Here is a 27000-nt window from a genome sequence, read left to right on the forward strand (position 1 = left end):
CGCTCAGCAACTACAGACTCAATTGGCTAAGACCGCACCAAGTGCGCGCAACGAGTCCTGACCACGTAGCATTATTCCCCCTCACGCCTACTCGGCTATTGACGTCTGCCCATCCCAACCGCCCCCCAAAGCGGCAATCAGTTGCACGCTGGCTACCAACCGGCTCTGCAGCAGCGTTAACACCGTGCGTTCATTGCTGAGTGCGGTCGCCTGTACCGTCACCACATCCAGGTAGGCAATCAACCCCGCCTTGTACTGGTTCTGAGTCAAGCGCAGGGATTCGCGCGCCGCTTCCAGCGCTTCGTTACTGACCACCGCCTCGTCTTCCAGCACCTTGAGTTGCACCATGTAGTTTTCCACTTCACGGAAGCCGTCGAGCACCGTCTGGCGGTACTTGGCCACAGTTTCGTCGTAGGACGCCACAGTGCGGTCGACTTCCGCCGAGCGCTGGCCGCCGTCGAACAAGGTCATGGCCAGCTTCGGGCCCACTGACCAGAAGCGGTTTGGCAGGCTGATCCAGTCAGCGTACGTGCTGCTGGAATAACCACCGGCCAGGCTCAGGCTCAAGTCTGGGTAGTAGGCGGCCTTGGCCACGCCAATATTGGCGTTGGCAGCGATCACCGAGCGCTCGGCCGAGGCGATGTCCGGGCGGCGCTCCAGCAACTGCGACGGCAGGCTCACCGGAATCTGTGGCAGTGCCGGGATGTCCTTGCTCACGGCCAGGTTGAAGTTGGCCGGCGCTTCGCCGATCAATACCGCAATGGCGTTTTCCAGCTGCGCACGCTGCCAGATCAGGTCGATCAGACTCGCCTGGGTGCTCTTGAGCTGGGTTTGCGCCTGGGCCACCGCATCCTTGCCGGAGACACCAGCGCGGTATTGGTTTTCGGTCATTTGCAGGGAGCGCTGGTAAGTGTCCAGCGTGGCTTGCAGCAAGCGGGTCTGTTCGTCCATTACGCGCAATTGCAGGTAGCTCTGCACCAGTTCCGATTGCTGGCTCAAGCGCATGGCCGCCAAGTCCGCCGAGCTGGCTTCGGCGCTGGCTTCATTGGCTTCCAGACCACGGCGCAATTTGCCCCAGATGTCGGCTTCCCAGCTCACGCCCAATTGCGCGTTGAGGGTGTCGCGGATACCACTGCTGGAACTGCTGAGGCTTGCGCTGCTGCTGCCGGTGCCCTGGCTGGCGCGGGTTTTACCGGCGCTCAGGTCGACCGTCGGGTAAAACGCCCCGCGCGAACTGCGCACCAGTGCCTGGGCCTGGCGAAAACGCGCCTCGGCCTGTGCCACCGTCTGGTTAGCCGTATTCAGGCGCACCACCAGGTCGTTGAGCTGGCGGTCGCCGTACAACTCCCACCAGGCGCCACGGGCCAAGGAATCACTCGGCGTGGCCTGACGCCAGCCCTGGGCCTCCTTGAATTGCACGGGTTCGATAACATCCGGGCGCTTGTAGTCCGGGCCGACGGCGCAGGCGCTGAGCAATACGCCGCAAAGCACCAGGCTCGCGACACGGGAACCGCGGGTCATGGCCAATTTGGCAAAGGTTGAATCGGTCATAGCGCAGTGTCCAGGGCAGCATCGGTACGCACGCCGCGCCATTTATTGAAACGATGGCGCGCGCGGTCGAGATAAAGGTAAACCACCGGGGTGGTGTAAAGGGTCAGGACCTGGCTGAAGACCAGGCCGCCAATGATGGTCAGGCCCAGGGGGCGACGCATTTCGGCGCCGTCGCCGGCGCCGAGCAGCAAGGGCAAGGCACCGAGGATGGCCGCCAGCGTGGTCATCAGGATCGGCCGCAGACGCAACAGGCAAGCGCTGCGAATCGACTCCAAGGGGCCCAAGCCGTCGTTACGCTCCAGTTGCAGGGCCAGGTCGATCATCAGGATTGCGTTTTTCTTCACCACGCCGATCAGCAGGAACAGCCCCAGCAAGGAGATCAGGCTGAACTCGCCCCCTGTCAGGTAGATCGCGAGCATGGCGCCGACGCCGGCCGACGGCAGGGTCGAGAGGATCGTCAGCGGGTGAATGTAGCTCTCATACAGAATGCCCAACACCAGGTACACCGCCACGAGCGCGCCGAGGATCATGAACGGCTGGCCTTTCTGGGTGGCTGCGAAGGCATCGGCAGTGCCGGCCATCTTGGCGATCACGTCCTCGGGCAAACCGACCTTGGCAATCGCCCGTTCGATGGCGGCCGTGCCCTGCTCCACCGTCACCCCTTCGGCCATGTCGAAGGCGATGTTTTCCGAGGCGAACTGGCCTTCGTGACTGACCCGGTCATCGGCCAGGCTGTTCTCGTAATGGGCAATGGTCGACAACGGCACCCGTGCGCCATCGGCAGTAATCACCTGCATCTGGTTGAGGGTGATCGGGTCCTGGGCGTATTTGGGGTTGACCTCCATGACCACCTGATACTGGTTAAGGCTGTCGTAGATCGTAGAAATCTGCCGTTGGCTGTAGGCGTTGTTCAACACCCCGGTGACCATGTCCATGTCGATGCCCAGGCGCTTGGCCTGGTCGCGGTCGACAATCAGCGTGACCTGGGCTGCGCCCCGGCCTTCACGGGCGTCGATGGCGGTGAGTTGCGGCAGTCCACGCAACGCAGCGACGACTTTCGGGTACCACAGGCGCAATGCGGCCAGATCACCGCTTTGCAGGATGTAGGAGTACTGCGCGCTGGTCTGGTCGCGGCTGCCGCCAAATTGCAGGTCTTGGTCAGCCATCAGGAACAGGCGCCCGCCCGGCACCAGCGGCACTTCCTTGCGCAGGCGCTCAATCACCGCCTGGGCAGAAATCTTGCGTTCGCTGATGGGCTTGAGGCGTACCAGCATTACCGCGTTGTTGGTGCCGTTGTTGCCGCCGATAAAGCCCGCCACGCTAAGCACCGCCGGGTCCTTGAGCACCGCCTTGCGGAAAGTCTCCATCTTCGGCTGCATCACGCTGAACGACAGCCCGTCATCGCCGCGCACAAAGCCGATTAACTGGCCGGTGTCCTGCTGGGGCATAAAGGTTTTCGGCACCACCACGTACAACGCCACGTTCATGCCGATGGTCAGCAACAAGCTGAGCAAGGTCAGGCGTCGATGGCGCAGTACCCAGTCCAGACTGGTGGCATAACCGGCGACCATCCGGTCGTTGATCCTCTGGCTCCAGCGCTGCAAACCGGTCATCCGGTCTTTGACGTGGGGCTTGAGCCAGCGAGCGCAGAGCATGGGGGTCAAGGTCAGCGAGACAATCAACGACACAATGATCGCGGCGGACAAGGTGATGGAAAACTCGCGGAACAGGTTGGTGACAATCCCGCCCATAAACAGAATGGACAAGAACACCGCCACCAGCGACACGTTCATCGACAGCAAGGTAAAGCCGACTTCCTGGGCGCCCAAGTACGCCGCGTTCATGGGCGGCACACCATCGTCGATATGCCGGGAAATGTTCTCCAGCACCACAATGGCATCGTCCACCACCAGGCCGGTGGCCAGGATCAACGCCATCAGCGAAAAGTTGTTCAGCGAGAACCCGTACAAGTACATCACCGCGAAAGTGCCCACCAGCGACACCGGCACCGCCAGGGTCGGGATCAGCGAGGCGCGGAAGTTACCGAGGAACAGGTAAACCACCAGAATCACCAGCCCCACGGCAATCAGCAGGGTCATCTCGGCTTCGTGCAAGGTGGCGGTGATGACCGGCGAGCGGTCCATGGCCAGGCTGAGCTTGACGCTGGACGGCAGCACCGCCTGCAACGCCGGCAGTTGAGCCTTGATCTGTCGGACGGTCTCGATGATGTTGGCGCCGGACTGGCGGTTGATCACCAACAGCACCGCCGGCTCGTTGTTGAAGAAGCCGCTGTTGTAGCGGTCTTCAACGCCGTCGCTAATCTTCGCCACATCCGACAGGCGCAAGGCCGCGCCATTCTGGTAGCGAATCAGCAGCGGCTCGTAGTCCTTGGCTTTTTCCAACTGGTCATTGGCCTGGATCTGCCAGTTGCGCTCGCTGTCTTCCAGCGACCCCTTGGGTCGCCGCTGGTTGGCGTTGGCAATGGTGTTGCGCACATCGTCCAGAGCCACGCCGTACTGGTCGAGGGCCTTGGGCTCCAGCTCGATGCGCACCGCTGGCAGGGAACTGCCGCCGATCTGCACTTCGCCCACACCCGGCACTTGGGACAGGCTTTGGGACAGGATGGTCGAGGCCAGGTCATAGAGCTGGCCCTTTTGCAACACGTCCGAGGTCAGCGACAGCACCATGATCGGCGCCTGGGACGGGTTGATTTTCTTGTAGGTAGGCATGCTGCGCATGCCGCTGGGCAGCAGGTTGCGTGACGCGTTGATCGCCGCCTGCACTTCACGCGCCGCGCCGTTGATATCACGGTCGGAGTCAAACGCCAGGATCACTCGGGTAGAGCCCTGGCTCGACGAACTGCTCATGGTGGTGATGCCGGCAATCGCGCCAAAGGAGCGCTCCAGCGGCGTGGCCACGGTCGAGGCCATCACCTCGGGGCTGGCACCCGGCAAGCTGGCCGAGACCACGATCACCGGGAAGTCGATCTGCGGCAGCGGCGAGACCGGCAACAGGTTAAAGCTCACCCCGCCCAGCAGCATGATCGCCAGGCTCAGCAGCAGGGTCGCTACCGGTCGGCGGATGAAAGGTCCGGACAGGTTCATGACTCAACCGGCTCCAGGCTTTGCGGCTCTTTGCGCCAGCGACGACCCAGGCGATCGAAATACAGGTAGATCACCGGTGTGGTGAACAGCGTCAACACCTGGCTCACCAGCAGGCCGCCGACCATCACCAAACCCAGCGGCTGGCGCAATTCAGCACCGGAGCCGGTGGCCAGCATCAGCGGAACCGCACCGAACAGCGCGGCCAGGGTGGTCATCAGGATTGGCCGGAAGCGCAACAGCGCGGCCTGGTAGATCGCGGTCTGTGGGTCGAGACCCTGGTTGCGTTCGGCGTCGAGGGCGAAGTCGATCATCATGATCGCGTTCTTTTTCACGATACCGATCAGCAGGATGATGCCAATGATCGCGATCATGCCCAGGTCATTACCACTGAGCAGCAGGGCCAGCAATGCCCCCACCGCCGCCGAAGGCAAGGTCGACAGGATGGTGATCGGGTGGATATAGCTCTCGTAGAGCACGCCGAGCACGATGTACATGGTGACCACCGCCGCCAGGATCAGCAGCAAGGTGCTCGACAGCGAGGCTTCGAACGCCTGGGCTGCGCCCTGGAACTGGGTCTGCACGCCCACGGGCATGCCGATGTCTTTCTGCGCCTGGTTGATCAGCTCCACGCCCTTGCCCAGCGCCACGCCGGGAGCCAGGTTGAACGACATCATCACGGCCGGAAACTGGCCGATATGGGCAATGGCCAACTGCGCCTGACGCTGTTCCACACGGGCCAGGCTCGACAGCCGCACTTGGCCGCCGTCGGTGGTTTTCACATGGATCTGGTTCAGTGCATCCGGGCCGAGGGTCTCACCGGACTGGGCCTGCAACACCACGCGGTATTGGCTGGCCTGGGTGTAGATGGTGGAAATCTGGCGTTGGCCGAAGGCGTCGTACAGCGCGTCGGTGATGGTCGACACACTGACGCCCAGGCGCGAGGCCGCATCGCGGTCGATCACCAGGTACACCTGCAGGCCTTTGTCCTGCAGGTCGCTGGCGACGTCGGTAAGCTCCGGCAACTGGCCGAGGGCGTGCACCAGCTTGTCACTCCATAGCGCCAGCAACTCAGAGTCCGGGGAGGACATGCTGAATTGGTACTGGGTGCGGCTCACACGGTCTTCGATGGTCAGGTCCTGCACCGGCTGCATAAACAGGCGGATACCCACCAACTTGTCGATTTCCGGTTGCAGACGCGTGATTACCTGGGCTGCGCTCAAGTCGCGCTGGCCGTGGGCCTTGAGGTTGATCAGCAAGCGTCCGCTGTTGAGGGTCGCGTTATCGCCATCCACACCGATGTAGGACGACAGGCTTTCCACCGCCGGATCCGCCAGGATGATTTTGGCCAACGCCTGCTGGCGCTGACTCATGGCCGCAAAGGAAATCGACTGCGGCGCCTCGGAAATACCCTGGATCACCCCCGTGTCCTGCACTGGGAAAAAGCCCTTGGGCACCACCAGGTACAGCACCACGGTAAGACCCAACGTGGCGATGGCCACCAGCAGGGTCAGCGGCTGGTGCTTGAGCACCCACTGCAACTTGCGCCCGTAGGCTTCGATCATCCAGTCGATCCAGGCGCCGCTGGCCTTGTAGAAGCGGCCCTGTTCTGCCTCTTTCGGCTCACGCTTGAGCAACCGCGCGCACATCATCGGCGTGAGGGTCAGGGACACTACCAGGGAAATCAGGATCGCCACCGCCAGGGTGATGGCAAATTCGCGGAACAGGCGTCCCACCACATCGGCCATGAACAGCAGCGGAATCAGCACCGCGATCAGCGAAAGGGTCAGGGAAATCAGGGTGAAACCAATCTGCTTGGCGCCCTTGAGGGCGGCGGCCAGGGGGGTCTCGCCTTCTTCGATGTACCGGGAGATGTTCTCCAGCATCACGATGGCATCGTCCACCACAAACCCGGTGGCGATGGTCAAGGCCATCAGCGTGAGGTTGTTGATGGAGAACCCAGCCAGGTACATAACGCCGAAAGTGCCCACCAGAGACAACGGTACGGCGATGGACGGAATAATCGTGGCGCTGACCCGGCGCAGGAACAGGAAGGTCACCATCACCACCAGGGCAATGGCGATCAGCAATTCATGTTGTACGTCCTTGACCGAGGCGCGGATGGTCTGGGTGCGGTCGGTGAGGACGGTGACGTCGAGGCCGGCAGGCAGATTGTCGGTGATGCTCGGCAGCAACGCCTTGATGCGGTCCACCACCTCAATGACGTTGGCACCCGGCTGGCGCTGGATGTTCAGCAGCACCGCCTGGTTTTCATTGGCCCAAGCCGCGAGGCGCTCGTTTTCGGCGCCGTCGACGATCTGTGCCACATCTTTAAGGCGCAACGGCGCGCCATTGTTGTAGGCCAGGATCAGTTCGGCGTATTGCTGGGGCGAGACCAACTGGTCGTTGGCGTCGAGCATCGACACCCGGGTCGGGCCGTCGAAGTTACCCTTGGGTTGGTTGACGTTGGACGCCGCGATCAAGGTGCGCACATCCGACAAGTTCAGGCCATTAGCCGCCAGGGCTTCGGGGTTGACCTTGATCCGCACGGCCTGACGCTGGCCGCCAGCGATGCTGACCATGCCGACGCCACTGATCTGGGCAATTTTCTGTGCCATGCGCGTGTCGACCAAGTCATTGAGCTTGGGCAGCAACATGGTCTTGGAGCTGATAGCCAGGGTCAGCACCGGGGTATCCGCCGGGTTGACCTTGTTGTACACCGGCGGCGCAGGCAGGTCCTTGGGCAGCAAATTGGTGGCGGCGTTGATCGCGGCCTGCACCTGTTGCTCGGCGACATCCATATTAATGTCGAGGTTAAAACGCAGGGTCAGTACCGAAGCGCCGCCGGAACTGGTGGACGCCATCTGGGTCAAGCCGGGCATCTGCCCGAACTGGCGCTCAAGGGGCGCGGTAACCGCGCTGGTCATCACGTCGGGGCTGGCGCCGGGGTAGAGGGTCATCACCCGAATGGTCGGGTAATCCACCTGGGGCAAGGCCGAGACCGGCAGCAAGCGGTACGCGATGATGCCGGCCAGGACAATGGCCAGCATGCTCAGCGTGGTGGCGACCGGGCGAAGGATAAACAGCCGCGACAGGTTCATGCGCCGACCTTTTGCGCCTTGCCAGCGTCAGCGCCGGTCTCCCCTTTCGCTGCCGGTTTGCCTTGCAGGTGCTCAGTCGGGGTGGTCGGGACTTCAGTGCTGTCGTTGACCACTTCGATTTCGCTGCCTTCCTTAAGGCGGTCGGTGCCTTCCAGCACCACACGGTCGCCAGCGACCAAGCCTTCCTTGATCACGGTGTTTTCACCGTCGGTATCACCGACCACAAGGGGCTGTACCTTGACCTTCTTGTCGCCATCAAGCTTGTAGACAAAGGTGCCCGCATTGCCGAACTGAATCGCGGCGGACGGCGCCAGCAGCACGTTGTGCAGGGTGTCGGCCAGCAGGTGCACGTTGACGAACTGGTTGGGGAACAGCGCTTTGTCCTTGTTATCGAAACGCGCCTTGAATTTCAGAGTGCCGGTGGTGACGTCGATCTGGTTGTCCAGGCTCTGCAACACGCCGACGGCCTGCTGTTTCACGTCGCCACGGTCCCAGGCTTCCACGGGCAGTTTGTTGCCAGCGTGGTAACGGGCGAGCACGGTTTCCAGGGTGTTTTCCGGCAGGGTAAAGGTCACGCTGATCGGCTGGGTCTGGGTGATCACGGCCAGGGCGGTGGTGTCGTTGGCGGCCACCAGGTTGCCGACGTCGAGCTGGCGCAAGCCGACGCGACCGGCGATCGGCGCGCGGATCTTAGTGAATTCAAGGTTGAGCTTGGCGTCGTCGACCGCGCCCTGATTGGTCTTGACCGTGCCTTGGTATTGCAGGACCAGCGCTTCGGCGGTGTCCAGGGTCTGCTTGGCGATACTGTCCTGGGCATACAACCCACGATAGCGTTCCACATCGACCTGGGCGTTTTTCAGCTGGGCCTGGTTCTGCATCAGCGTGCCCTGGGCCTGGAGTAAGGCGTTCTGGTAGCTGCGCGGGTCAATCTCGGCCAGCAGATCGCCGGCCTTGACCATCTGCCCTTCTTCAAAGGCGATCTTCATCAATTCCCCGCCCACCCGGCTGCGTACATTAATGGTGTTGAGCGCGGTAACAGTGCCCAATGCCTTGTAGTACACCGGAAACTCTCCCAACACCGCCGGCGCCACGCGCACCGGTATCGGGCCCGTGGAACCGCCGAAACCAGGGCGTGCCATGCCGGTTTTGCTGGTGTGCCCGGCCGGTGCGTCTTTTTGGGCCGCGCCGCCGGGCCAGAATTTCCAGCACAGACCGGCGATAACCAGCAGCACAAGCAGGCCGAACAGCCAACGACGGGAGTTGCGGGGGGAGGATTGCATGGAATGATCAACCATTGGGCGCGAGAGCTTCTTCTTTGGGAGGCTGAAAGATAAGCACTGGGGCGCATTAAGAAAAGCGCCTTTACCGGCTATTTACCTTGGACTTACAACTTTTAACGTCTGGGTCTAGTCCGTCGGCTATTTGCCTAAACGTCTGAAGCACAAATGAAAACGGCCTGGACTAGGCCAGGCCGCAATCATGTATCACGCGTGTTACTGCAAAACGACAGCATCCACGCAAACAGTTACTTCAGAACAGCCAGAACAGCTTCGTAGTTTGGTTCTTCAGCGATTTCAGAAACCAGTTGGGTGTGCAGGACGTTGTTGTTTTCGTCCAGAACCACCACGGCGCGGGCGGTCAGGCCGCGCAGCGGGCCATCAGCGATTGCCACGCCAAAGTCCTGAGCGAAAGCAGGATCGCGGAAATCCGACAGGTTCTTCACGTTTTCCAGGCCTTCGGAGCCGCAGAAGCGTGCTTGGGCGAATGGCAGGTCGGTGGAGATGCACAGTACAACGGTGTTGTTCAGTTCGTTGGCCTGGGCGTTGAACTTGCGAACCGACGCCGCGCAAGTCGGGGTATCAACGCTTGGGAAGATGTTCAGCACTTTGCGCTTGCCGGCGAAGGTCGCCAGGGTGGCGTCCGACAGGTCGTTGGCAGTCAGGATGAAGTCTGGAGCCTGGGTGCCGACTTGCGGCAATTCGCCTTCAACCTTGACCGCGTTGCCTTTAAGGGTGACTTGAGCCATGAACAGAATCCTTATGCTGGGTTTAGTTAAACGAATTCGAGAGGCGGAAGTTAACCACAAAGTGCCGTGCCTACCTACCGCCAGACACAAATTGTCATGCCCACAGGTTGTGGTTTAATTGCGCGCTTTTCGCCTGCCCTTAAAGGAAACCGTCGTCGATGAATCCGCCTGCCACCAAAGTTCTGGTCATTGGTTATGTCTGGCCGGAGCCGCGTTCTTCGGCCGCTGGCGGGCATATGATGCAGATTCTTGAGACCTTTCTTACACAAGGTTGGGACATTACCTTCAGCAGCCCTGCTGCACTCGGCGAGCACAAAGCCGACCTGCTCGCCCTGGGCATTGCCGAATGCGCCATCGAGCTCAATAACAGCAGTTTCGACGACTTTATCCGCGAGTTCGCTCCGGATATCGTGCTGTTCGACCGTTTCATGATGGAAGAGCAGTTCGGCTGGCGCGTGGAGAAGTGTTGCCCCAACGCATTGCGCGTGCTGGAAACCTGCGACCTGCAAAGCCTGCGCGACGCTCGCCAGCAACGGCTCAAGAACCACCTTAAGACCCATCCCGACAGCGACGACTTCAGCGCTCTGTTTGCGCCCGCCCTGGAAGATGAGTTCCAACTGATGGCCGACACCGACGTGGCCAAGCGCGAGATCGCGGCGATTTACCGCTGTGACATCAACCTGATGATCTCCGACGTGGAAATGCGCCTCCTGACCGAGCAGTTCAAGGTGCCGGCCGCCCTGCTCCACTGGTGCCCGCTGATGCTGGAGCCCGTGACCGAAAACTTCGTCCCGTTTGACGACCGCGCGCATTTCCTCAGCATCGGCAACTTCCGCCACGCGCCCAATTGGGACGCTGTGCTGTGGATGAAGAACAGCCTGTGGCCGCTGATTCGACAACAATTACCCGGCGCGCAGCTGCATATCTATGGCGCTTACACCCCACCCAAGGCCACCGCCCTGCATAACCCGGCCCAGGGCTTTCATGTGATGAACTGGGCTGAAGATGCGCTACAGGTGATGAGCGCAGCACGCCTCTGCCTGGCCCCCCTGCGCTTCGGCGCGGGCATCAAGGGCAAACTGGCGGACGCGATGTTGTGCGGTACGCCGAGCATCAGCACGCCGATCGGCGCCGAGGCCATGGGCGATGAGCAACCATGGCCCGGCATGATCGAAACCAGCGCGCCTGCCTTGGCCGCCGCTGCCGTGGCTTTGTATCAGGACCGCGAGCGCTGGACCCAGGCCCAGGAAGACGGCCGCCAGTTGATTGCCCGCCGCTATGACCAGAACGTCCACGGGCCTGCGCTGGTGGAATGTCTGGAGCACTGCCGTCGCCACCTCGCCGCCCATCGTCGCGACAACTTTACCGGCAGCATGCTGCGCCATCACGCCCACAAAAGTACCCAGTACATGTCCCAGTGGATCGAGGCAAAAAACCGCGTGCTGTAAACACCGACGCTGGCAGGGTCGCGCGCAAGGGGGCATTATTCGGGTCGCAACCAACAATAAAAGCGACGGCAGCATGACCCGAGCAGCGCGAATCACCGACCCTTCCTACGAGCTGATGGACGATCACAATGGTCTGTCCATCATCTATCGCCAGCATGGTTTCCCCTGTCCGCTGGTGCGCTGGCATTTCCACAAGGAATACGAACTGCACCTGATCGTCGCCAGCTCGGGCAAGGTGTTTATCGGCGACTACATCGGTAATTTCTACCCTGAAAGCCTCTTCCTCACCGGCCCCAACCTGCCCCATAACTGGATCAGCCAGGTGGAAGAAGACGAGGTGGTGCCCAAGCGCGACATGCTGGTGAACTTCACCGATGAATTACTGGAAAACGGCAGCCATATCTTCACCGAGCTGAAAACCCTCACCCCACTGCTGGAACGTGCCCAGTACGGCATCGAGTTTCGTTGCAGAAAGACCATTGCCCAGGCCATGACCCTGATGCAACGCATCGAGGACGCGCAGGGTATGGCGCGCCTGGGGCACTTCTTTATCTTGCTGGAAGTGTTGAGTACCTGTGAGGACTACCAACTGCTGTCCGGCGTGACCACGCCGCAACTGGCCGATGAACACAGCATCGACCGTACCAACCGGGCGGTGGATTACATCTTCGCCCACTACGCGCGGGAGTTGCCGCTGGAGGAAGTGGCGGAACACTTGGGCATGAAGCCCACGTATTTTTCCCGGGTGTTCAAGCAGGCCACCGGGCGCACATTTATCGAATTCGTCAACAGACTGCGCATCAGCAAGTCATGCGAGTTACTGGCAGATGGCGACAAGGCCGTCACCGATGTGTGCTTTGAGTCGGGGTTCAACAATATCTCCAACTTCAACCGACGTTTTCAGCAGCTTAAGGGCATGACCCCTTCCCACTACCGGCGCCTGGCGGTGCAACGGCTGACCGAGCAGAACCTGGCTTGAAGGTTTCAACGGCTGTGTGACCGAGTGCAAAAAAGTATCAGTCCAAGTGCTCCCAAGGATTTGTCACAACCCCATTTGAAGGCTGTAATCAACGCACACTCTTCCTGACTCCTCGTAGGAAGACACAACAACAATAACTGTCCTTCTGTAGCCCCTGGGCGCGGAAATGGAGTGCGCGATGAAGTTCACAGCAAAAGCACTGCTTGTCTCCACCTGCATGACAACCTGCATGACCCTCAGCGCCGTCAGCTTTGGCGCGCAGACCCTGACCATTGCCACCGTCAACAACAGCGACATGATCCGCATGCAAAAGCTCTCGAAGACCTTCGAGGCCGAGCATCCAGAGATCAAGCTGAATTGGGTGGTGCTCGAAGAAAACGTGCTGCGCCAACGCCTGACCACCGACATCGCCACCCAAGGCGGACAGTTCGACGTGCTGACCATTGGCATGTACGAAGCCGCACTCTGGGGCGCCAAAGGCTGGCTGGAACCGATGAAGGATCTTCCGGCTTCCTACGACCTCGACGACGTTTTCCCTTCTGTGCGTGACGGTTTGTCCGTCAAAGGCTCGCTGTACGCCCTGCCGTTCTACGCTGAAAGCTCGATCACGTATTACCGCACCGACCTGTTCAAGGACGCCGGACTGACCATGCCCGAGCATCCGACCTGGACCCAGATCAGCGAATTCGCGGCCAAACTCACCGACAAAACCAAAGAGCAATACGGCCTGTGCCTGCGCGGCAAAGCCGGTTGGGGTGAAAACATGGCGCTGATCACCACCCTGGCCAACGGCTATGGCGCGCGGTGGTTCGATGAAAAGTGGCAGCCTGAATTCAACGGCCCCGAATGGAAAGACGCGCTTAACTTCTACGTCGACAACATGAAGAAATCCGGCCCGCCGGGTGCGTCCAGCAACGGTTTCAACGAAAACCTGGCGCTGTTCAACAGCGGCAAGTGTGCAATTTGGGTCGACGCCAGCGTGGCCGGCTCGTTTGTCACCGACAAGTCCCAAAGCAAGGTGGCCGACAGCGTAGGCTTCACCTTCGCGCCCCACGAGAAGACCGACAAAGGCACTTCGTGGCTGTATTCCTGGTCCCTGGCGATCCCGACCAGCTCCAAGGCCAAGGACGCCGCCAAGGTGTTCACCAGTTGGGCAACCTCCAAGGAATATGGCGCATTGGTTGCCAAGACCGACGGCGTGGCCAACGTACCGCCTGGCACACGCAAGTCGACCTACAGCGACGAGTACATGAAGGCTGCACCGTTCGCCAAGGTGACCCTGGAATCGCTGAAAGTCGCCGACCCGACCAAACCGACGCTCAAGCCGGTGCCGTATATCGGTATCCAGTTGGTGACCATTCCTGAGTTCCAGGCGATTGGTACCCAGGTCGGCAAGTTCTTCTCCGGTGCGCTGACCGGTCAGCAAACGGTCGATGCTGCACTGACCGCCGCGCAGACCACCACCGAGCGTGAAATGAAGCGGGCGGGTTACCCCAAATAACCCTGGTCTCACCACAGTCAAATGTGGGAGGGGGCTTGCTCCCGATAGCCATCTACCAGTTGATGATTCAGTGACTGATACACCGCTATCGGGGGCAAGCCCTCTCCCATCCTGACCGCATTCCGATCCTTGCTTCGCAATGGCCTTGATTATCATGAATACAGCACCCAAAAACCGCCTGGCCAACCCCGGCTGGTTCCTCGTCACGCCCTCGGTCGCCATGCTGTTGCTTTGGATGATCGTGCCCCTGGGCATGACCCTGTACTTTTCCCTGATCCGCTACAACCTGCTCTACCCCGGCGAAAACCAATTCGTGGGGCTGGAGAACTTCACCTACTTCATCACTGACTCGGGCTTCTTGCCCGGTGCCTCCAACACCCTGTTGCTGGTAGGTAGCGTATTGCTGATCAGCGTGGTGTTCGGCGTGTTGATCAGCGCGCTGCTGGAAGCCAGTGAATTCTTCGGTCGCGGCCTGGTGCGGGTGTTGCTGATTTCTCCGTTCTTCATCATGCCCACCGTCGGTGCGCTGATCTGGAAGAACCTGATTTTTCACCCGGTGTCGGGAATCCTCGCTGCCGTGTGGAAGTTCTTTGGCGCAGAACCTGTTGACTGGCTGGCGCACTACCCGCTGCTGTCGATCATCATCATTGTGTCGTGGCAATGGCTGCCCTTCGCGATCCTGCTGCTGATGACCGCCATGCAGTCCCTCGACCAGGAACAAAAGGAAGCGGCACGTCTGGACGGTGCCGGCGCCATTGCGATTTTCTGGCACCTGACCCTGCCCCACCTGGCCCGCCCGATTGCCGTGGTGGTGATGATCGAAACGATCTTCCTGCTCTCGGTATTCGCCGAAATCTTCACCACCACCAACGGTGGCCCCGGCTATGCGTCGACCAACCTCGCCTACCTGATCTACAACCAGGCGCTGGTGCAATTCGACGTGGGCATGGCCTCGGCCGGCGGCTTGATTGCCGTGGTCATCGCCAATATCGCGGCGATCATCCTGGTGCGGATGATCGGCAAAAACCTGACTGACAAGCCTTGAGGGCCGCGCCATGACGCTTCAACAATCCCGCCGCCTGCAAAGCCTGTTGCTCGGCACGTTGGCCTGGGCCATCGCGATCCTGATTTTCTTCCCGATCTTCTGGATGGTGCTGACCAGCTTCAAGACCGAAATCGATGCGTTCGCCACGCCGCCGCAGTTCATCTTCACGCCGACGCTGGAGAACTACCTGCACATCAACGAGCGCAGCAACTACTTCAGCTATGCCTGGAACTCGGTGCTGATTTCCTTCAGCGCTACCGCCCTGTGCCTGCTGATCTCGGTGCCGGCGGCCTACTCCATGGCGTTCTACGAAACCAAGCGCACCAAGGGCACGCTGCTGTGGATGCTGTCCACCAAGATGCTGCCGCCGGTAGGCGTGCTGATGCCGATCTACCTGCTGGCCAAGAGTTTTGGCCTGCTGGATACGCGCATTGCGCTGATCATCATCTACACCCTGATCAACCTGCCGATCGTGGTCTGGATGGTTTACACCTACTTCAAAGACATCCCCAAAGACATCCTCGAAGCCGCACGCCTGGACGGCGCCACCCTCTGGCAGGAAATGGTCCGGGTACTGCTGCCGATCGCCAAGGGCGGCCTCGCTTCCACGGTGTTGCTGTCGCTGATCCTGTGTTGGAACGAGGCGTTCTGGTCGCTGAACCTGACCTCATCGAACGCGGCGCCGTTGACCGCGCTGATCGCCTCCTACTCCAGCCCCGAAGGTTTGTTCTGGGCCAAATTGTCGGCCGTCTCGACCCTCGCCTGTGCGCCGATCCTGATCTTTGGCTGGATCAGCCAGAAACAGCTGGTGCGCGGTTTGTCCTTCGGCGCAGTTAAATAATAATTTCTAGCGGAGGGCCCATCATGGCCAACCTCAAAATCAAGAATTTGCAAAAAGGCTTCGAAGGTTTCTCGATCATCAAAGGCATCGACCTGGAAGTGAACGACAAGGAGTTCGTGGTCTTCGTCGGCCCGTCGGGCTGCGGTAAGTCCACCCTGCTGCGCCTGATCGCCGGCCTGGAAGAAGTTACCGAAGGCACCATCGAACTCGATGGCCGCGACATCACCGAAGTGACCCCGGCCAAGCGCGACCTGGCGATGGTGTTCCAGACTTACGCGCTGTATCCGCATATGAGCGTGCGCAAAAACATGTCGTTTGCCCTGGACCTGGCCGGCGTCGACAAGAAGCTGGTGGAGAGCAAGGTCAACGAAGCGGCGCGCATCCTCGAACTGGGCCCGTTGCTGGAGCGCAAGCCCAAGCAACTCTCCGGTGGCCAGCGTCAGCGCGTAGCGATTGGCCGCGCCATTGTGCGCAACCCGAAGATCTTCCTGTTCGACGAACCACTGTCCAACCTCGACGCCGCCCTGCGTGTGCAAATGCGCCTGGAGCTGGCGCGCCTGCATAAAGAACTGCAGGCGACCATGATCTACGTGACCCACGACCAGGTCGAAGCCATGACCCTGGCCGACAAGGTGGTGGTGCTCAACAGCGGCCGTATCGAGCAGGTAGGTTCGCCGCTGGAGCTGTATCACCAACCCGCGAACCTGTTTGTGGCGGGCTTTCTTGGCACGCCGAAAATGGGTTTCCTCAAGGGCAAGGTCACGCGTGTCGAGTCCCAGACCTGCGAAGTGCAACTGGACGCCGGCACCTTGATCAACCTGCCGCTCAGTGGTCCGACCTTGAGCGTCGGCAGCGCGGTCACCCTGGGCATTCGTCCGGAGCACCTGGAAATCGCGTCGCCTGGCCAAACCACCCTGACCGTCACCGCCGACGTCGGCGAACGCCTGGGCAGTGACACCTTCTGCCACGTCAACACCGCCAACGGCGAGCCGTTGACCATGCGCATCCGCGGCGACATGGCCAGCCAGTACGGTGAAACCCTGCACCTGCACCTGGACCCGGCGCACTGCCATCTGTTCGACACTGATGGCGTGGCCGTGGCCCGTCCACTGCGCGCTGCCGCCTGATTTCGCGAGTATTACGTTATGAAATTGAACACACAGAACCTCACGCAACTGGCTGAGCAGGTGAAAATCCCGGCCTACGCCATTGCCGACACCCGTCAGGGCATCGCCCATATCGGCGTCGGCGGCTTCCACCGCGCGCATCAGGCGTATTACACCGATGCGCTGATGAACACCGGTGAAGGCCTGGACTGGAGCATCTGCGGCGTCGGACTGCGGGCCGAGGACCGCAAGGCCCGCGACGACCTGGCCGGCCAGGACTACCTGTTCACCCTGTATGAACTGGGCGACACCGACGACACCGAAGTGCGCGTAATCGGAGCCATCAGCGACATGCTGCTGGCCGAAGACAGCGCCCAAGCCCTGATCGACAAGCTCGCCAGCCCTGAAATCCGCATCGTCTCGCTGACCATCACCGAGGGCGGTTACTGCATCGACGACAGCAACGGCGAGTTCATGGCCCACCTGCCCCAGATCCAGCACGACCTGGCGCACCCCACGGCGCCGAAAACCGTGTTCGGTTTTATCTGCGCGGGGCTGACCCAACGCCGCGCCGCCGGCATTCCCGCGTTCACCGTGATGTCCTGCGATAACCTGCCCCACAACGGCGCCGTCACGCGCAAGGCATTGCTGGCGTTTGCCGCCCTGCACAATGCCGAGTTGCATGACTGGATCGAAGCCAATGTGAGCTTCCCGAATGCCATGGTCGACCGCATCACTCCCATGACCAGCACCGCCCACCGCCTGCAATTGCACGATGAACACGGCATTGACGATGCCTGGCCAGTGGTGTGCGAACCCTTCGTGCAGTGGGTGCTGGAAGACAAATTCGTCAACGGCCGCCCGGCGTGGGAAAAGGTCGGCGTGCAGTTCACCGACGATGTGACGCCCTATGAAGAGATGAAGATCGGTTTGCTCAACGGCAGCCACCTGGCCCTGACCTACCTGGGGTTTCTCAAGGGTTATCGGTTTGTGCACGAGACCATGAACGACCCGCTGTTCGTAGCCTACATGCGTGCCTACATGGACCTCGACGTCACGCCAAACCTCGCGCCGGTACCGGGCATCGACCTGACCGACTACAAGCAGACGCTGGTGGATCGCTTCTCCAACCAGGCGATTGCCGACCAGTTGGAGCGCGTGTGTTCGGACGGCTCGTCGAAGTTTCCCAAGTTCACCGTGCCGACCATCAATCATCTGATTGCCGATGGGCGTGAAACAGAGCGCGCGGCGCTGGTCGTCGCAGCCTGGGCCTTGTATTTGAAGGGCGTGGATGAGAATGGGGTGAGCTACAAAATCCCCGATCCGCGGGCGGAATTCTGCCAGGGGTTGGTGACTGACGATGCGCTGATCAGCAAACGCCTACTGGGCGTAGAAGAGATTTTTGGCACGGCTATTCCCAACTCGCCGGCGTTTGTGGCAGCGTTCGAGCGGTGCTATGAGAGTCTGCGTGATAACGGCGTCACCACTACCCTGAAGCACCTCCTGAAGAAACCGGTTTAAATGTGAGAAGGGGCTTGCCCCCGATGAGGGTGTGTCAGTCAAATATCTTTCACTGACCCACGGCCATCGGGAGCAAGCCCCCTCCCACACTGGACCGGGTTGCCAATCCAAAAAAAATAACACTGCTGAGCACACCATCATGACCCAGCAAAACCTGTTCCTCGGCATCGACTGCGGCACCCAAGGCACCAAAGCCATCGTCCTCGACGCCTCCAGCGGCAAGGTGCTGGGCCTGGGCGCCGCCGCGCACACGTTGATCAGCGGCGCCAATGGCCGTCGCGAACAGCACACCCAGGAATGGCTGGACGCCTTTACCGAAGCCACCCACCGCGCCCTGCAACAGGCTGGCGTGGACGGCCAGGACATCCTTGGTATTGGGGTTTCCGGCCAGCAGCACGGGCTGGTACTGCTGGATGACCAAGGCCAGGTCTTGCGCCCGGCCAAGCTGTGGTGCGACACCGAAACCGCGCCGGAGAACGACCGCCTGCTGCAACATCTGGGCGGCGAAAGCGGTTCACTCGAACGGCTGGGCGTGGCCATCGCACCGGGCTACACCGTGTCCAAGCTGCTATGGACCCGCGAACAACACCCGGACATCTTCAAGCAAATCGCCCATATCCTGCTGCCCCACGACTACCTCAATTACTGGCTCACCGGCCGTGCCGTCGCAGAATACGGCGATGCGTCCGGCACCGGCTATTTCAACGTGCGCAGCCGTGACTGGGATGTGGCACTGCTCAAGCACATCGACCCCAGTGGTCGCCTGGAACAAGCCTTACCGCAACTGATCGAAGCCGATCAAACCGTGGGCAGCATCCTGCCTGCCATCGCCGAGCGCCTGGGCATCAACCCCAACGCCATCGTCGCCAGCGGCGGCGGCGATAACATGATGGGCGCGATCGGCACCGGTAATATCGCGCCCGGCGTGATCACCATGAGCCTGGGCTCATCGGGTACCGTCTATGCGTTTTCGGACCAACCCAACGTCAGCCCCCAAGCGTCGGTCGCCACATTCTGCTCATCCAGCGGCGGCTGGTTGCCGTTGATCTGCACGATGAACCTGACCAACGCCACAGGCGTGATACGCGAGCTCTTCGAACTGGACCTGAACGCGTTCAACAGCCTGGTCGAGCAAGCGCCGATTGGCGCCGACGGCGTCAGCATGCTGCCGTTCCTCAACGGCGAACGCGTACCCGCCCTGCCCCACGCCACTGGCAGCCTGCACGGCCTGACCATGACCAACCTGACACGCGCCAACCTGTGCCGCGCCGTGGTTGAAGGCACCACCTTCGGCCTGCGTTACGGGCTGGACCTGCTGCGCCAGACCGGCCTGCAAAGCCAGAGTATCCGCCTGATCGGCGGCGGCTCGAAAAGCCCCGTGTGGCGGCAGATGGTCGCCGATATCATGAACACCGAAGTGATCTGCACCGAACAAAGCGAAGCCGCCGCCCTCGGCGCGGCGATCCAGGCTGCGTGGAGCCAATCCGGCGAATCCCTGGCCAGCCTCTGCGACAAATGCGTGAGCGTCGACCCGGCCAGCCGTACCCTGCCGGTGGCGGCCCATGTCAGCGCCTATCAACTGGCTTACGAACGCTATCAACAGCACGTGGCAACCTTTTAAGAGCGAACGACTATGTATCTGGTGTGTGGTGAAGCGCTGTTCGATTTTTTCAGCGAGGAAGATGCCAGCGGGCAGGCCTCCAAGGTCAACTACAAGGCGATTGCGGGTGGCTCACCGTTCAACGTCGCGGTGGGGTTACGCCGCCTGGGCATCGAGGCCGGGTTGTTCGGCGGCCTGTCCACCGATTTCCTCGGCCGACGCTTATTGCAGGTGCTGAAAGATGAAGGCGTCAGCGAACAGTTCCTGGTGGAATTCGCCGCGCCGACCACCCTGTCCATGGTCGCCGTGGGTGCCAATGGTTCACCGCAGTACAACTTCCGGGGTGAGGGCTGTGCGGACCGGCTGCTGCAAGCCGAGCATTTGCCGGTACTCGGTGATGACGTGCGTGGGCTGCATATCGGCTCGTTCTCCCTGGTGGTGCAACCGATTGGCGACACCCTGCTGGCCCTGGTACAGCGCGAAAGCGGCAAGCGCCTGATCAGCCTCGACCCCAACGTGCGCCTCAACCCGCAACCCGACATCCAGCTCTGGCGTGACCGCGTCGCCGAGCTGGTCAAACATGCCGACCTGATCAAGGTCAGCGATGAAGACCTGCACCTTCTGTACCCTGACCAGTCGCCGGAAAGCGTGCTGCAAGGCTGGTTGCAACACCGCTGCCAGTTGGTATTCCTCACCCGTGGCGGCGACGGCGCCAGTGTGTTCAGCCGCCAACATGGCACCTGGTCGCAACCTGCGGTCAAGGTGCTGATGGCCGACACCGTGGGCGCCGGCGATACCTTCCAGGCTGCGTTGATTGCCTGGCTGACCGAGCAGCAGTTGGATTCGGTCAACGGCCTGCAACAACTCACCCGCGCGCAGATTGACGCCATGCTGGGCTTTGCGATTCGCGCGGCGGCAATGACCTGCACCAAAACCGGCCCGGACCTGCCGTATCGTAAACAGTTGGGCTGAACACCCGGTTTCATGAAGGTTTTGTCAGCCAGGCCTCGATTAATCGATGGTTAATCCCGCAAGCCGACAGTGAAGTCGAACCCACTTGCGGAGCACCTTCATGAAACTACGTACTTTACTGTGTGGCGGCGCGCTGGCACTGGCAGCCGTCTCGGGCCTGGCCCAGGCCGACAACCAGAAACCCGTGCCTTACCAATACGGCATGCCGCTTAACATCAAGCATGTGATCGCCATGAACGAAGCGCCGACCAATGACTGCAAAGTCATCGACGCCGATATCAAGTTCGTGGACAGGGCTGGGAAAGTTGAAGATGTGGGCTATCGGAAGCTGTCCGACGCGTGCAGCTTCCAGAATTGAGCGTTGCACTGTCACACAGCAAGCCCGCGTAGATAGGCGTATTCTTGCGGGCTTGTCCCAAGGCCGAAAGGAATCGCCATGTCGTTCAGTTTTCGTACCCTCGCCACCACAACCGCCCTGCTGTGCTTTGCCCTCGCACTGGTCTGGGGGTTACGCCCCGATCTGCTGCTCGGTATGTGGGGAGTGAATTCTTCAGACGCCACAGGCCTGGTCGCCCGCCGCAGCGCCGCGCTGTTCCTGGCCATCGGCATCATGTTTTACCGGGCCCGCCATGCGCCGCCTTCGGACACGCGTCGCGCCATGACCAGTGGCTTTGCCATCGGTTGCCTGGTGCTGGCTGTGCTGGGCTTGAGTGAGTGGTTCAATGGCAACGCCGGGCCGGGGATCTTCCTGGCCGTGGCGACCGAAACCGTATTGGGCCTGGCGTTTATCCAAGCCCACAGGTCTTCGGTGGTTCACCCTCAGGCGTCTGCCTAGTAATAGGCTCGACCTCCCGCTCTTTGCAGAGCGGGTGCAGGGGTATTTTTCAGATCTTCACGCAACCCGGCGATCAGGTTGCAAATCGCTCGACTGCTGTCGAGTTTGTCCGTCTTGATGCCTTTGACCTCCAAATCCACCCGGTCACGGTCGCGATCGTCATAGATCTTGATCGTCAGCGAAGCATCTTCGGCTTTGGTGCATTCGCACCGTTTGGGCAGGAAACTTCCTTCAATAATGCTGCGAAGCTCTAATTCCGAAAGCATGGCCAACCTCTCCTTTTTTGAGACTGCCAACAGAGTCTTATGGGTGTGGCAGACGCCTGCCTGCCGCGTCTTGCCGACCTTGGAAGACGTTTCAACTACCAGCCTACTCGGCAAAATACGCTTGCGTTGTAACCATTCCTCATAAGGAACGCGAAAGTTTATATAACTTAAACAGGTCCCCGTCCGTAGTGTTTATAACATCGTCGAACAGCCACGATTAAACGTTTAACCCTGCACTTCGTGTGCGTATGCCATCACTCTTTCAGCAACATGTCGCAAACTATCAAAGTTGATATTCGCCCCGGAATTCACCGCCACCAGTGTCTGCCCATGCACGCCTCGTTGCGCCACGTACTTGCGAATGCCCGCCACCGCCAACGCGCCAGAGGGTTCGGTGATGGAACGGGTGTCGTCGTAGATCAGCTTGATGGCGCTGCACAGTTCGTCATTGCTCACGGTGATGACTTCGTCCACCCACTCCCGGCAGATTTCAAAACCGTAGGCGCCGATCTGCGCTACGGCGGTACCGTCGGCAAACCCGTCGACGCTCGGCAACACCACCCGCTCACCGGCGCGCAGGGCGGCCAGCAGGCAACTGGAGCCTTCGGGCTCGACACCGACGATGCGCACCTCAGGCCGCAGGTATTTGACGTAGGCCGCGATACCTGCGATCAGACCGCCGCCACCCACCGGCACGAAGATGGCGTCCAACGGGCCCTGTTGCTGGCGCAGGATTTCCATGGCCACGGTGCCCTGGCCGGCGATCACGTCCGGATCATCGAAGGGCGAAACGAACGTGGATCCGGATGTCTCGGCCAGTTGCAGCGCATGGGCCAGGGCAAACGGGAAGCTCTCCCCGTGCAACACCGCTTCGGCGCCTCGGGAGCGCACGCCCAACACCTTCAACTCGGGCGTGCTGCACGGCATGACGATCCGCGCCTTGATCCCCAACTCCTTCGCCGCCAGTGCCACGCCTTGCGCATGGTTCCCCGCCGATGCGGTCACCACACCGCGCGCCTTTTGCTCGGCGGTGAGCTGCACCAGCTTGTTGTAGGCGCCGCGAATCTTGAAGGAAAAGGTCGGTTGCAGGTCTTCGCGCTTGAGCAGCACCTGGTTACCCAGCAGCGCCGACAATGCCGGCGCGGCTTGCAGGGGCGTACGCAACGCCAGGTCATAGACCGGCGCGGCGAGGATCTTTTTTACATAGTGTTCAAGCAATGCCGTATCAGCGGTGTGGGGGACGGGGCACGTGCTCATGGGTGTCTCCTGGTTTTCAAGGGCCCTGGAGACGGAAAAACAAAACCCGCCTCTAAGGCGGGTTTGGGTGCAGCCGTGTGCTATCCCGCCAAATGAGGAATGGCGGTAATAATGCTTGGCTGGCTGCGGAAGGTTTGAAATGTCATGTCACGAAATTAACCGGGCGTCACCGGGCAAGTCAATGGCCAAGCGCCATTTAGCGTTTGGGGGTTTACGATAGATATACGAAACATATACGCTTTGTATATCAACTTTTAAACAGTGAACCCCATGGGCATCGTCAAAATCACCGACCAACTGCATGAACAACTCCGCCTGGCCAGCGCGGCCATGGACCGCTCCATCAACGCCCAGGCCGAGTTCTGGATCAAGATCGGCCTGCTCGCCGAACTCAACCCCAACCTGCCGTACAACGAGCTGATCAACAAACTGTTGCTGGACAAGCCCGACCTGATCCGGGGGCGCAGCTGATGATCAAGACTGCCGCTCATCTGGCTGTGATGCGCGAATCCGGGCGCCTGCTGGCTCAAGTGTTTGACATGCTCGACGGGTTTGTCGCCGCCGGCCGTTCCACCTTGGAGCTGGACGCCGCCGTCGAAGCCTTCATTCGTAACGACCTTAAAGCCCGCCCCGCCAGCCTCGGGCAATACGACTACCCCTTCTCCATCAACACCTCAATCAACGAAGTGGTGTGCCATGGCATGCCCAGCGCCAAGGAGATCCTCAAGGACGGCGACATCATCAACATCGACATCACCCTGGAAAAAGGTGGCTTTATCGCCGACTCCAGCAAGATGTACATGATTGGCAACGTCGCCCCCAAGGCGCGGCGCCTGGTGGAAATGACCTTTGAGGCGATGTGGGCCGGGATCCGCCAGGTCAAGCCCGGCGCACGCCTGGGTGATATCGGCCACGCGATCCAGAGCCACGCCCAGGCCAACGGCTACAGCGTGGTGCGTGAATACTGCGGCCACGGCATCGGCAAGCAGATGCATGAAGAACCGCAAATCCTGCACTTCGGCCGACCCGGCACCGGGCTGGAACTGCGCGAAGGCATGGTGTTTACCATCGAACCGATGCTCAACCAGGGCAGTTCCAAGGTGCGCAGCCTGAAAGATGGCTGGACGGTGGTGACCAAGGACAACAGCCTGTCGGCGCAGTGGGAGCACACGGTGGCGGTGACGGCGGATGGCTTTGAAGTGCTGACCTTGCAAACACAGCCAGTCGAATAACCTGTGGCGAGCGGGCTTGTCGAAGAAGTATTCCCTCGCCCCCCTTACATCGTCGCGCCCGCCATCCGTTTGAGCGCCAGTACCATCAAGCCGGCGCCCAACCCCATCGCTGTCAGGAACAATGGGTACGACACCCACCACGGTGTACCCGCGGTCATCATGCTGAACTCCGACATACCGCCAATGCTGGCGATCAGGTTGAGCGGCAAGAACACCACGTTGATCAGCGTCAGCTTGCGCAACAGGTTGTTCATGCTGTTGTTCATCAGGTTGCCGCGCGCATCGATCAGCCCGGAAAACACGTTGGAATAGATCTCCGCCTGTTTGTAGCACTGGTGGTTCTCGATGATCAGGTCATCGATAAGGCCGAGAATTTCAGCACTGAAGTGCTCCTTTTCCCCATGGTTACGCAGCCGCGACAGCACGGCGCCGTTGCTGTGCAGCGCGTTGATGTAATAGATCAGGCTTTCGCTGAGGCTGAACATCTGCATCAGGTGATGGTTGCTCATGGACGCGTTGAACTGCTGCTGCAACTCCCGTGCAACCAGCTTGATCACCTTGAGGTGGCCCAGGTAGTGGTGGATGTTGTTGAGCAACAGGTCGAGCAATACGTCCAGCGGCGTGTGCAACGGCCGGCGCTGGCCCAGGCCACTCAGTGGGGTCTCATCAGTGGCGATCACCAGCAGGCGGCCGGGTGAAAACAGCAGGCCGCACGACGCCACTTCGAACACCAGGTTGCCGCCACCGGAATAGTTCTCCGGGCGCTTCCAGATCAGGAACAGGTTGTCGGGATGAAATTCGATGCGTGAGACTTCGTCCGGGTCGAGCGCCGACGCCAACGCATGCTCGTCGAGCTTGTGGTGATCTCGCAGCCACTCGCGCTCGGCCAGGTCGGGGTTGTTGAACAACAGGATCGGGGCCGCGTCGCTGTGCCCCGGACGTAACTTTCCACCGTTCAGTTCAAAGCGCTGGATCATCGCGCGTCACCACACCTGGCCCTGGCGTTTCAGCTCCAGGCGCCGCACAAACTCTTCCAGCACCAGGCTGTACAGGTCGTCCTGCAAGTAGGCATCTTCGATGCCAGCATCCAGGTTCGGGTTGTCGTTGACCTCGATCACTACCACCTTGTCGCCGGACTGCTTGAGGTCCACACCGTACAGGCCGTCGCCGATCAGGTTGGCGGTCTTCACCGCCAGTTCCACCACCGCCTTGGGCGCTTCATGGACGGCCAGGGTGCGGCATTCGCCGTTGATGGCCTGGCCGATGGCCTTGTGGTTATAGATCTGCCAATGGCCCTTAGACATGAAGTACTGGCAGGCAAAAATCGGCTTGCGATTGAGTACGCCGATGCGCCAGTCGTACTCGGTGTAGAAGAATTCCTGGGCCAACAGCAGCACCGAATGCTCGAACAACTCGGCGGTGGCCTTGAGCAAGGCTTCCTGGCTTTCGACCTTGATCACGCCACGGGAGAAACACCCGTCGGGAATCTTCAACACCAGCGGAAACCCGAGGCGCTCGCCGACCCGTTCGAAATCTTCCGGTCGCTCCTTGTAGAGAATCTCGGTGGCGGGCATGCCCAACTGATGGCTGTTGAGCAAGTCGGTGAGGTAGACCTTGTTGGTGCAGCGCAGGATCGACGCGGGGTCGTCCATCACCACCAGGCCTTCGCTTTCGGCTTTTTTGGCAAAGCGGTAGGTATGGTTGTCAACGCTGGTGGTCTCGCGGATCAGCAAGGCGTCGTATTCGGCCAGCCGCGCGTAGTCCTTGCGCTCGATCAGCTCCACATCGATGCCCAGGCCCTTGCCCACGCGGATGAAGTTCTCCAGGGCACGGGCGTTGGAGGGTGGCAGCTGCTCCTGTGGATCGTGCAGGATTGCCAGGTCGTAACGGGCCAGGCGCCGCGAACGGGGTTGGCGCCAGATCTTGCGGCTGAAGTTATCAAGGGCATGGGCGAACTGATCTTCCTGATCGTCACGCAACTTGTGCAATACGCCGGATTTCACCCCTTCGATATGCCAACCGTTATTCTTTCTGAATTCAACCAAGAGGATCGGACACGGGAATGTTTCAAACAACTGGCGGGCCAATTCCTGCAACGGTTCTATATTGGTCCTGCCGAAGTAAAGTGTCAGGGTAAACCCTTCGGTATTACTGTAGAGGTGATGACTCAAGGCTTTATCAAGGGTTTTATCCAGGTCATCCAGCGCCAGGCCGTACAGCGACTTCTTAGTCAATTCACTGATGGTGCGCACCGAAGGAATCACCTTGTGTCCGCGCGCTTCGGCCAGCAACGAGCAGTAGTAGCCGTGCCCCAGGTACTTGTAGCTGCGGCACAGGTTGATCACCTGCACACGCTTGCCCGTCTCGTTTTGCCGTGTTTGCTCAAGGTATTCCTGGGCGGTGACGATGTCTTCGCTGGGAAAGTAGGAGGCCCAATCTTCCTTGCGCTCAACAATAATCACCACTTGACTGTTACTTCGAGGCGACGCAGAAAAAAAGCCCTTCGAAGTTATTGTCGCCGCGACAATTTGCTCGGATACTTCACGCCAATGACCTTGTACCGCCGACATAATATTTGATCCGCTTTAGAGAACTCGACCTTTTCTATTAAGCACGAT

The 27000-nt window shown here is 60.4% G+C and carries 22 protein-coding genes; 13 read left to right on the top strand and 9 right to left on the bottom strand.

The annotated features are described in order from the left end of the window. Positions 1–87: 87 nt before the first annotated feature. The 5 genes from G9Q84_RS15670 to tpx form a co-directional block, all read right to left on the bottom strand. Positions 88–1551: an efflux transporter outer membrane subunit gene (locus G9Q84_RS15670; protein ID WP_032886861.1), complete on the bottom strand. Its 1464-nt coding sequence runs from the start codon at positions 1549–1551 to the stop codon at positions 88–90. After that, entirely contained in the window at positions 1548–4655 is a 3108-nt protein-coding gene (locus tag G9Q84_RS15675) for an efflux RND transporter permease subunit (protein WP_181643665.1), read from the bottom strand. Before G9Q84_RS15675 ends, G9Q84_RS15670 begins: the two co-directional genes overlap by 4 nt. Beyond that, positions 4652–7753 (bottom strand): MdtB/MuxB family multidrug efflux RND transporter permease subunit, encoded by a 3102-nt coding sequence (locus G9Q84_RS15680; protein WP_032886863.1) that lies wholly within the window; start codon positions 7751–7753, stop codon positions 4652–4654. The genes G9Q84_RS15675 and G9Q84_RS15680 overlap by 4 nt, the downstream gene beginning before the upstream one ends. Beyond that, positions 7750–9048 (bottom strand): MdtA/MuxA family multidrug efflux RND transporter periplasmic adaptor subunit, encoded by a 1299-nt coding sequence (locus tag G9Q84_RS15685; protein WP_181643666.1) that lies wholly within the window; start codon positions 9046–9048, stop codon positions 7750–7752. Before G9Q84_RS15685 ends, G9Q84_RS15680 begins: the two co-directional genes overlap by 4 nt. A 230-nt stretch (positions 9049–9278) precedes the next feature. Next, positions 9279–9779, bottom strand: coding sequence for a thiol peroxidase (gene tpx, locus G9Q84_RS15690; protein ID WP_032886866.1), 501 nt, complete (start codon positions 9777–9779; stop codon positions 9279–9281). A 158-nt stretch (positions 9780–9937) separates the two neighbouring features. On the opposite strand from tpx, the gene G9Q84_RS15695 reads away from it, so the two are divergent. The 11 genes from G9Q84_RS15695 (at position 9938) to G9Q84_RS15745 (ending at position 21627) form a co-directional block, all read left to right on the top strand. Next, a complete protein-coding gene (locus G9Q84_RS15695) occupies positions 9938–11227 on the top strand; it encodes a glycosyltransferase (RefSeq protein WP_181643667.1) in 1290 nt (429 codons plus the stop codon). 73 nt (positions 11228–11300) lie between these two features. Beyond that, entirely contained in the window at positions 11301–12206 is a 906-nt protein-coding gene (locus tag G9Q84_RS15700) for an AraC family transcriptional regulator (RefSeq protein ID WP_099602877.1), read from the top strand. 217 nt (positions 12207–12423) lie between these two features. Beyond that, complete coding sequence (locus G9Q84_RS15705) at positions 12424–13707, top strand: ABC transporter substrate-binding protein (RefSeq protein ID WP_401381034.1); 1284 nt, start codon at positions 12424–12426, stop codon at positions 13705–13707. A 154-nt stretch (positions 13708–13861) separates the two neighbouring features. Next, complete coding sequence (locus G9Q84_RS15710; protein WP_050442832.1) at positions 13862–14752, top strand: carbohydrate ABC transporter permease; 891 nt, start codon at positions 13862–13864, stop codon at positions 14750–14752. A gap of 10 nt (positions 14753–14762) precedes the next feature. Continuing rightward, on the top strand, positions 14763–15593 hold the full coding sequence (locus G9Q84_RS15715; protein ID WP_032886872.1) for a carbohydrate ABC transporter permease: 831 nt from the start codon (positions 14763–14765) through the stop codon (positions 15591–15593). Positions 15594–15616: 23 nt separating this feature from the next. Continuing rightward, a complete protein-coding gene (locus G9Q84_RS15720) occupies positions 15617–16720 on the top strand; it encodes an ABC transporter ATP-binding protein (protein ID WP_095185869.1) in 1104 nt (367 codons plus the stop codon). A gap of 18 nt (positions 16721–16738) precedes the next feature. Further along, entirely contained in the window at positions 16739–18220 is a 1482-nt protein-coding gene (locus G9Q84_RS15725; RefSeq protein WP_181643669.1) for a mannitol dehydrogenase family protein, read from the top strand. Positions 18221–18359: 139 nt separating this feature from the next. Then, a complete protein-coding gene (gene xylB, locus G9Q84_RS15730) occupies positions 18360–19841 on the top strand; it encodes a xylulokinase (protein ID WP_181643670.1) in 1482 nt (493 codons plus the stop codon). A 12-nt stretch (positions 19842–19853) separates the two neighbouring features. Beyond that, entirely contained in the window at positions 19854–20792 is a 939-nt protein-coding gene (locus G9Q84_RS15735) for a carbohydrate kinase family protein (RefSeq protein ID WP_032886876.1), read from the top strand. Between the two features lie 100 nt (positions 20793–20892). After that, the gene (locus G9Q84_RS15740) at positions 20893–21150 is read left to right on the top strand and encodes a DUF2790 domain-containing protein (RefSeq protein ID WP_181643671.1); all 258 of its coding nucleotides are present in this window, start codon (positions 20893–20895) and stop codon (positions 21148–21150) included. 78 nt (positions 21151–21228) lie between these two features. After that, positions 21229–21627, top strand: a complete 399-nt coding sequence (locus tag G9Q84_RS15745; protein ID WP_181643672.1) for a hypothetical protein — start codon at positions 21229–21231, stop codon at positions 21625–21627. Here the strand turns inward: G9Q84_RS15745 and G9Q84_RS15750 are convergent. Beyond that, positions 21624–21893, bottom strand: coding sequence for a DUF1652 domain-containing protein (locus G9Q84_RS15750; RefSeq protein WP_095185874.1), 270 nt, complete (start codon positions 21891–21893; stop codon positions 21624–21626). The genes G9Q84_RS15745 and G9Q84_RS15750 overlap by 4 nt on opposite strands. Positions 21894–22118: 225 nt before the next feature. Continuing rightward, positions 22119–23150, bottom strand: coding sequence for a threonine ammonia-lyase, biosynthetic (ilvA, locus tag G9Q84_RS15755; protein ID WP_181643673.1), 1032 nt, complete (start codon positions 23148–23150; stop codon positions 22119–22121). Positions 23151–23420: 270 nt separating this feature from the next. Here ilvA and G9Q84_RS15760 point away from each other — a divergent pair, with 270 nt between their 5' ends. Continuing rightward, positions 23421–23621: a ParD-like family protein gene (locus G9Q84_RS15760; RefSeq protein WP_025855286.1), complete on the top strand. Its 201-nt coding sequence runs from the start codon at positions 23421–23423 to the stop codon at positions 23619–23621. After that, entirely contained in the window at positions 23621–24382 is a 762-nt protein-coding gene (gene map / locus G9Q84_RS15765) for a type I methionyl aminopeptidase (RefSeq protein ID WP_181643674.1), read from the top strand. Before G9Q84_RS15760 ends, map begins: the two co-directional genes overlap by 1 nt. 44 nt (positions 24383–24426) lie before the next feature. On the opposite strand, the gene G9Q84_RS15770 is transcribed toward map, so the two are convergent. Then, a complete protein-coding gene (locus tag G9Q84_RS15770; protein ID WP_181643675.1) occupies positions 24427–25359 on the bottom strand; it encodes a magnesium transporter CorA family protein in 933 nt (310 codons plus the stop codon). 6 nt (positions 25360–25365) lie between these two features. Beyond that, positions 25366–26952 carry a RimK family protein gene (locus tag G9Q84_RS15775; protein WP_032886887.1) on the bottom strand — a complete coding sequence of 529 codons (1587 nt, stop codon included), beginning with the start codon at positions 26950–26952 and terminating at the stop codon, positions 25366–25368. Between the last annotated feature and the right edge of the window lie 48 nt (positions 26953–27000).

The sequence above is a fragment of the Pseudomonas sivasensis genome, assembly GCF_013778505.1.
GTDB lineage: Bacteria > Pseudomonadota > Gammaproteobacteria > Pseudomonadales > Pseudomonadaceae > Aquipseudomonas > Aquipseudomonas sivasensis.